Annotated in this window: 4 protein-coding genes; all 4 read right to left on the bottom strand. The window is 42.9% G+C overall.

Annotation, left to right across the window (positions count from 1 at the left end; translation table 11 throughout):
* Positions 1 to 555: 555 nt before the first annotated feature.
* The 4 genes from H5125_RS17205 to H5125_RS17190 all read right to left on the bottom strand — a co-directional run bounded on the left by H5125_RS17205 (position 556) and on the right by H5125_RS17190 (position 6,320).
* On the bottom strand, positions 556 to 2,091 hold the full coding sequence (locus tag H5125_RS17205; protein WP_162022493.1) for an MFS transporter: 1,536 nt from the start codon (positions 2,089 to 2,091) through the stop codon (positions 556 to 558).
* Between the two features lie 282 nt (positions 2,092 to 2,373).
* Positions 2,374 to 2,712, bottom strand: a complete 339-nt coding sequence (locus H5125_RS17200; protein ID WP_011636389.1) for a PBPRA1643 family SWIM/SEC-C metal-binding motif protein — start codon at positions 2,710 to 2,712, stop codon at positions 2,374 to 2,376.
* A 218-nt stretch (positions 2,713 to 2,930) separates the two neighbouring features.
* Complete coding sequence (locus H5125_RS17195) at positions 2,931 to 5,837, bottom strand: valine--tRNA ligase (RefSeq protein ID WP_182744839.1); 2,907 nt, start codon at positions 5,835 to 5,837, stop codon at positions 2,931 to 2,933.
* A gap of 33 nt (positions 5,838 to 5,870) precedes the next feature.
* Positions 5,871 to 6,320, bottom strand: coding sequence for a DNA polymerase III subunit chi (locus tag H5125_RS17190; protein WP_011636391.1), 450 nt, complete (start codon positions 6,318 to 6,320; stop codon positions 5,871 to 5,873).
* Positions 6,321 to 6,586: the final 266 nt, after the last annotated feature.

Genomic DNA, 6,586 nt, shown 5'->3' with positions numbered 1-6,586 from the left:
CTCAAACTCAAACTCAAACTCAAACTCAAACTCAAACTCAAACCAATTTAACCGAGTCTAATCAATCCCAATGTAATCAATCCAACCAATGCCAGTAGCTTTAGTTATCGCTATTTAATCGACCATTGAAGAGGTTAATGACATTTCAACGTCAACTTAACCATCTAACCTAGTGGCGCTTTATCTAAACTGATTATGACTTAATGGGCCAGACACTTCGGCATGTAAATCGTTGAGACTGCTGACACATTATGTCTGTTATTTGGTGTGTCATTTGATGTATATGGGCTACCAATTGGCAATGGACTGTGTAGATAATAAACAGAGTAGGTAATAAATAGAGTAGGTAATAAATAGGGTAGATAATAAACCATAGTCGGTAATAACAACGGAGTTAATGCGTTATAAGTTAATGAGAGGTAAGTTAACGAGGGGTTGTATTATTGCTTCATTAAAACCTATTAACCTATTTTGGATGAAAAACAAAAGGGAAGCATTGCTGCTTCCCTTATATCAAATCGGTACTTTATGGTAAATACTCTACAGTCTGCTCAACTAAGCTACTTGTTGGCGCTGCATCCTTAATAGCCATTTTCCGTAGATGAAAATACCTACTGCAGAAATAATCCCAATGGCGGCGATAATATACCAAGCCATGCCGATATTGTTGGCTTGATATAAAGCTTGGGTTAATGCCTGTGGGTCTTGACCTGTGGTACTGACTAAGCGACTAAATGCTTCACCTTGAGGGATGTTAGCAATATCGGTTAAGTTCATACCATGTTCAGATAGCGCTTCACGGGCGATGCGTTCTTTTGACGCGTACATGTCATAAAGCTTAGGGCCGAAATAACCTTCTAACGTCCAACCTATGCCTTGAGGAAGCATGACAAAGCCTAAATACATGGCTTTTTTACCTTCAGGTGCGATGTTACCCATAAACTCGTTTTTCTTTGGGCTGATCATCATTTCGCCGACAGAGAACATGGCAATAGCCAATACAATCATCCAAGCCGCATTAAATGCACCGACCAAGGCAATGGCTAAAATACTCAATAAGCAACCGACAAACATGGTGGTGGTAATGCGATATTTAGCCGTAAGCGCAGCAACAATAAAGCAAGTGGTCATGATCATCCCCGCGTTGAGGTTAAGCATGCCCTCTGGCATCACTTTGGTACCGTCATTATTCAACCCTAGCCAAAACTGCAATATGCCGCTGCTGGTGCCTTCTGGGCCAAATAAGGAGGTGACAATGACGCTGGTATCAACCCATTCCGCAATGTGAATAGGCAGTACATCAAATAATGAGTTGTATAAAAACCAAAAACCGGCAAACACCAGCATGTAGTAAATCACCACAGGTTTCTTTAGTTCTCTTAAGGCATCCTTCCACAGTGCTTCTTGTGTGATTTCACCATTTTTCACTTGGCGTGCGCGCTCTAAGCGCTCAGCTTTGCCGGGCTCTTTGTAAGCCAATAAGAATAAAAAGTTAAACGAAATAATGGCTGCACAGGCGTAAAACACGTTATCCCAAGATAATTGACGCATATGTACCGCCACCAATGGACCTAAAAATCCACCGATGTTAACCACTTGGTAAAAAATGCCCCAAGCCATTGAAGTATTATTTCGGTTGGTTGACAGTACTAAAGTGCCTTGAATACCAGGTTTGAATACCCCTGTACCCATGGCTAGCAACATGGCGCCAGCGAGAAAACCCCAGAAGCTAGGGAAGAATGCCATGGTTAAATAGCCACAGATTTTGATGATGGTAGAAACGAAAATGGTTTCTTTGTAACCGACACGGTCAGAAATTCCGCCAGTTAGCACAGGTACGAAGGTTTGTAGCAACGCCCACACGGATATAATAATACCGTAATCGCTTAAATTAATGCCCAGTCCGCCTTGTGATACTGGCGCTTTAGCGTATAAGCCAGCACTGGCTTTGACACCATAATAGGCAATGCGTTCTATTAGCTCCATACCACCGACAAGCCAAAATATATAGCCTAAACTGGTGATCGCGGCCCACATGCCTAACTGTTTTACTTCACTCAAATCATTGTCTGAGTGCGAATTAGTGCTCATAAGTCACCCTTTTATTTTATGGTCTGTTTCATTTTTATAACAAAGGCTGACACTTTACCTAAGTTCGTGATTAATACCAAACCCTATCCATAAGTGATCCGCCAAGAGTGCCGCTCATTTGTGAATTTGTGATGTGGTTACATAGGTAAGCCTCGATTGTTAAGTGTATACAACGTTAACGTTAACAATCTAAAGGCAATAAAAAAGCGGATCGTAAGATCCGCTTCAATATTTAATCATTGGTCCGTTAGTGACCAACGAGCCTAACGTTGGTATTTTGGTTTAAGCACCGCAACACTTTTTGTACTTTTTACCACTGCCGCAAGGGCAAGCATCATTGCGGTTTGGCTTAGCTTCAGAAGTAACCGCTTTGGGTTTATTCAATAAACCAGTTAAATCAACAATGTTTTCAGGCTTATCTGCATCAATAGTGATATTAGCAAAGAGTTGCTGTTCAGCGACCATAGCAGCCACTTCATGTTGGCGAGCTTCGGTTTGAACTGACAATATTAACGGTAACGCTTCCGTGCCCAGTTTGGCGGCACGTTTGGTGTTATAACCACTTTCACCATAAGCTGGCTTAGGGGTTCTACGACCTTTAAAAAAGTATTTATCAGACATGGTTTTGACCCATTAGATAGAATGATGATATTGGCCGAAGCTTATACACCAAAAATGTAAGTTGAGATATCAAAGTTTCAATTTTGAACCAAATAAACCTAATATTATCGCCATGGGTCACATCAACGAAGATAAAAAACCAGCGAGTTATTCGCTGGTTTTTTGAAGAGTGCTTTGTTAAACAAAGTAAACCTTAAGACAACAACTTATGGTTGCCGTTAAATCTTAGCTAATTCGACTTTTTGTTCGTTTAACTTTTCAATGTCACGAGTTAAATCGGTCATCTTAGCGCGTTCTTTATCAATTACCGCAGCAGGGGCTTTAGCCACAAAACCTTGATTAGATAATTTACCTTCAATACGGGCAATCTCTTGAGCAAGCTTTTCTAACTGTTTATCGATACGGGCCATTTCTGCGCCTACATCGATCAAACCTGCCATTGGGATTAATAGCTCCATATTGCCGACTAACTGAGTGCTCGACATTGGCGCCGTTTCACCTTCAGATAAAATGGTCATCGTTTCGAGTTTAGCCAAACTTGCAAAGAATGTTTGGTTTGCTTCAAGACGAATACGATCTTCGTAACTCACACCACGCAGTAACGCATTAAGCGGCTTTGATGGGGCAATATTAAGTTCAGCACGAATATTACGTACAGCCACAATCACTTGCTTAACCCATTCAAGATCGGCCATCGCGGTCGCATCAACTTGATCTGCTTGATAAGTTGGGAATGATGCTAGCATGATGGTATCGCCAGTTACGCCTGCTAACGGTTTGACACGTTGCCAAATCGTTTCAGTAATGTACGGCATAAATGGATGCATTAGACGCTGCATTTTTTCAAGCACATTGACCAAAGTGTGGCGAGTGCCGCGCATTTGCGCTTCAGTGCCATTTTGCATAACAGGCTTGGTTAATTCTAAATACCAGTCACAGAATTGATTCCAAGTGAACTCGTATAAGGTGTTAGCGGCTAAGTCGAAACGGTAAGCAGCCATATGGTCTTCAACTGTTTTCACGGTTTGGTTAAATAAACCAATGATCCAACGATCGGCTAGCGACAATTCCATCGCACCTGGTTTGCCATCAACCAATAGTTGACCGCAATCTAAAGGCTCGCCAGCTTCATCGCTATCTGGATCTGTCTGCACTTCAGTGTTCATTAACACGTAACGTGACGCATTCCATAACTTGTTACAGAAACTGCGGTAACCATCAAGACGTTTCATGTCCCAGTTGATGTCGCGGCCGGTTGAAGCCATTGCAGCTAAGGTAAAGCGCAGTGCATCGGTACCATGAGCTTCAATGCCGTCGGCAAACTCTTTACGGGTACTTTTTTCAATTTTTGCCGCCAGTTGCGGCTGCATCATATTGCCAGTACGCTTTTCAACTAAGGTTTCAAGCTCGATACCGTCAATCATGTCTAATGGATCAAGGACGTTACCTTTAGACTTTGACATTTTATTGCCAACTTCGTCACGGATAAGACCGGTAACGTAAACGGTTTTAAATGGTACTTGTGGCTTGCCATCTTCATCTTTAATGAAGTGCATGGTCATCATGATCATCCGCGCAACCCAGAAGAAGATGATGTCAAAACCTGTGACCAACACGTCGGTTGGGTGGAAGGTTTTTAAGTCTTCTAAGTTGTCAGGCCAACCTAAGGTTGAGAAAGTCCATAATGCCGAGCTAAACCAAGTGTCTAATACGTCATCGTCTTGACGTAATATTACTGAGTCGGCAAATTTGTGTTTAGCGCGCACTTCTGCTTCGTTACGGCCAACGTAGACTTTACCGTTTTCATCGTACCAAGCTGGAATTCGGTGTCCCCACCATAACTGGCGTGAAATACACCAGTCTTTAATATCGCGCATCCATGAGAAGTACATGTTCTCGTATTGTTGCGGCACAAACTTAATTTCACCGGTTTCTACTGCTTCAATGGCTGTTTTAGCCATTGACTGCACAGCCACGTACCATTGGTCGGTTAGTAATGGTTCAATCACCACACCAGAGCGATCGCCATAAGGTACTTTTAAGCCGTGCGGAGCGACCTTTTCAAGTAGACCTAAGCTGTCAAATTCAGCCACGATAGCATCACGGGCTTTAAATCTGTCTAGGCCAACATAACGCTCTGGCAAGGCAATCTCGACACCTTTGTTTGGGGTGCCATCAGTGTTAATCACTTCAACAAAACTACGTACGGCGGCATCTAAGGTGAAGATGTTGTACATAGGCAGTTGATGACGTTTACCGACTTCATAGTCGTTAAAGTCATGGGCTGGAGTGATTTTTACACAACCGGTACCAAATTCCATATCGACATAATCGTCGGCAACAATCGGCACTAAACGGTTAACGATAGGCAATAGAATGAATTTACCAATTAATGACTGGTAACGTTCATCATCTGGATGCACGGCTACTGCGCTGTCACCTAACATGGTTTCTGGGCGCGTAGTGGCCACTTCTAGGTAATCTTTACCGTCGGCTGTTAATGCGCCTTGGGCCAAAGGATAGCGGAAGTGCCACATGTGGCCTTGCTTCTCTTTGTTTTCAACTTCAAGGTCTGAAATGGCGGTGTGTAGCTTTGGATCCCAGTTAACTAGGCGCTTACCACGATAAATAAGTTCATCATCGTATAGACGAACAAACACTTCTTGAACCGCTTTTGATAAGCCCTCATCCATAGTGAAACGTTCGCGATCCCAATCAACCGATGCGCCCATACGGCGAAGCTGTTTGGTAATCGTGCCACCAGACTGTTCTTTCCAGTCCCACACTTTATCAATAAAGGCGTCACGGCCTAAATCATGGCGAGTTTTACCTTCTTCGGCTTCAAGCTTACGCTCAACCAACATTTGAGTCGCAATACCCGCGTGGTCGGTGCCGACTTGCCATAAGGTATTTTTACCTTTCATCCGCTCAAAGCGGGTAAGGGTATCCATGATGGTGTCTTGGAAGGCATGACCCATGTGCAAGCTACCGGTTACATTCGGTGGCGGGATCATGATGCAGTAATTGCCTTTTGATTCATCACCATGCGGCTTGAAGTAACCTTGCTCTTCCCAGTTTTGGTAAAGGGCTTGTTCGATAGACTTTGGGTTGTATGTTTTTTCCATAGGAGCGTTATGTTCTCTATCTAAATTAAGTGTTTATTCAGCTAATGCTTGAGTGCTGGGCGTAATGCCTACATTCTGATATTGACGGTAGCGATTGCGAGCAATGCGCTTAAGTTCGTCATCATTAGCGACAAAATCGATAATATGGGGCAAGTTTACCGCAAAACTGGGCATTTGGTCTGCAAGATTAATCAGAACTTGACGACTTTTATTTGGCCCTAAAGTGTCAAAACCTATTTCCACAGGTGCACCTGTTACTGGGCCTTCACCTTTTAAGTTGTGTGGTACAAAGGCGTTTGGCTCAAATTGCCACAGTAATTCGTCAATGGCATAAGCTTGCTGTTTGTCTTTGCAGTGAATGTAGACGGTTTTTTGTTGACGATATTGTTGTTCAGCTAACCTGCAAGCAGCTAAATAGAGCGCATCTAATGCACTCATTTGATTATGATTATCAGGCATAAGGTAAAACAAGGCTTGAGTCATGTGGTGATGCTTATAACAGGTTAATAAGTTGGGCTCGAGTTTACACTAAAATCGTCTGCGGGTTAATGGCCTCGTGATGCGATATTCATATGACGTTGGAATAGATTAATATCCCTAGCGTCAGTTTAATACTGCTAATTAATCCTAAATATATCGCGATCATAATGGATTTTCTACGCCGTTCAGGCAGAAGTTCTATAATTGTAGGATGGCGGTCTGACTGCTGAGTAGGGGTTAAACTGGATCGCCACAATAAAAACCAAATG

The sequence above is a fragment of the Shewanella sp. SR44-4 genome, from assembly GCF_014163715.1.
Taxonomy (GTDB): domain Bacteria; phylum Pseudomonadota; class Gammaproteobacteria; order Enterobacterales; family Shewanellaceae; genus Shewanella.
Note: the sequence above shows the minus strand (reverse complement) of the source record. Positions and strands in the feature narration are given on the sequence as shown.

Excerpts from the sequence above, each read along its gene's own strand:
- H5125_RS17205 (WP_162022493.1), bottom strand. The coding sequence starts at position 2,091 with ATGAGCACTAATTCGCACTCAGACAATGATTTGAGTGAAGTAAAACAG.
- H5125_RS17200 (WP_011636389.1), bottom strand. The coding sequence starts at position 2,712 with ATGTCTGATAAATACTTTTTTAAAGGTCGTAGAACCCCTAAGCCAGCT.
- H5125_RS17195 (WP_182744839.1), bottom strand. The coding sequence starts at position 5,837 with ATGGAAAAAACATACAACCCAAAGTCTATCGAACAAGCCCTTTACCAA.
- H5125_RS17190 (WP_011636391.1), bottom strand. The coding sequence starts at position 6,320 with ATGACTCAAGCCTTGTTTTACCTTATGCCTGATAATCATAATCAAATG.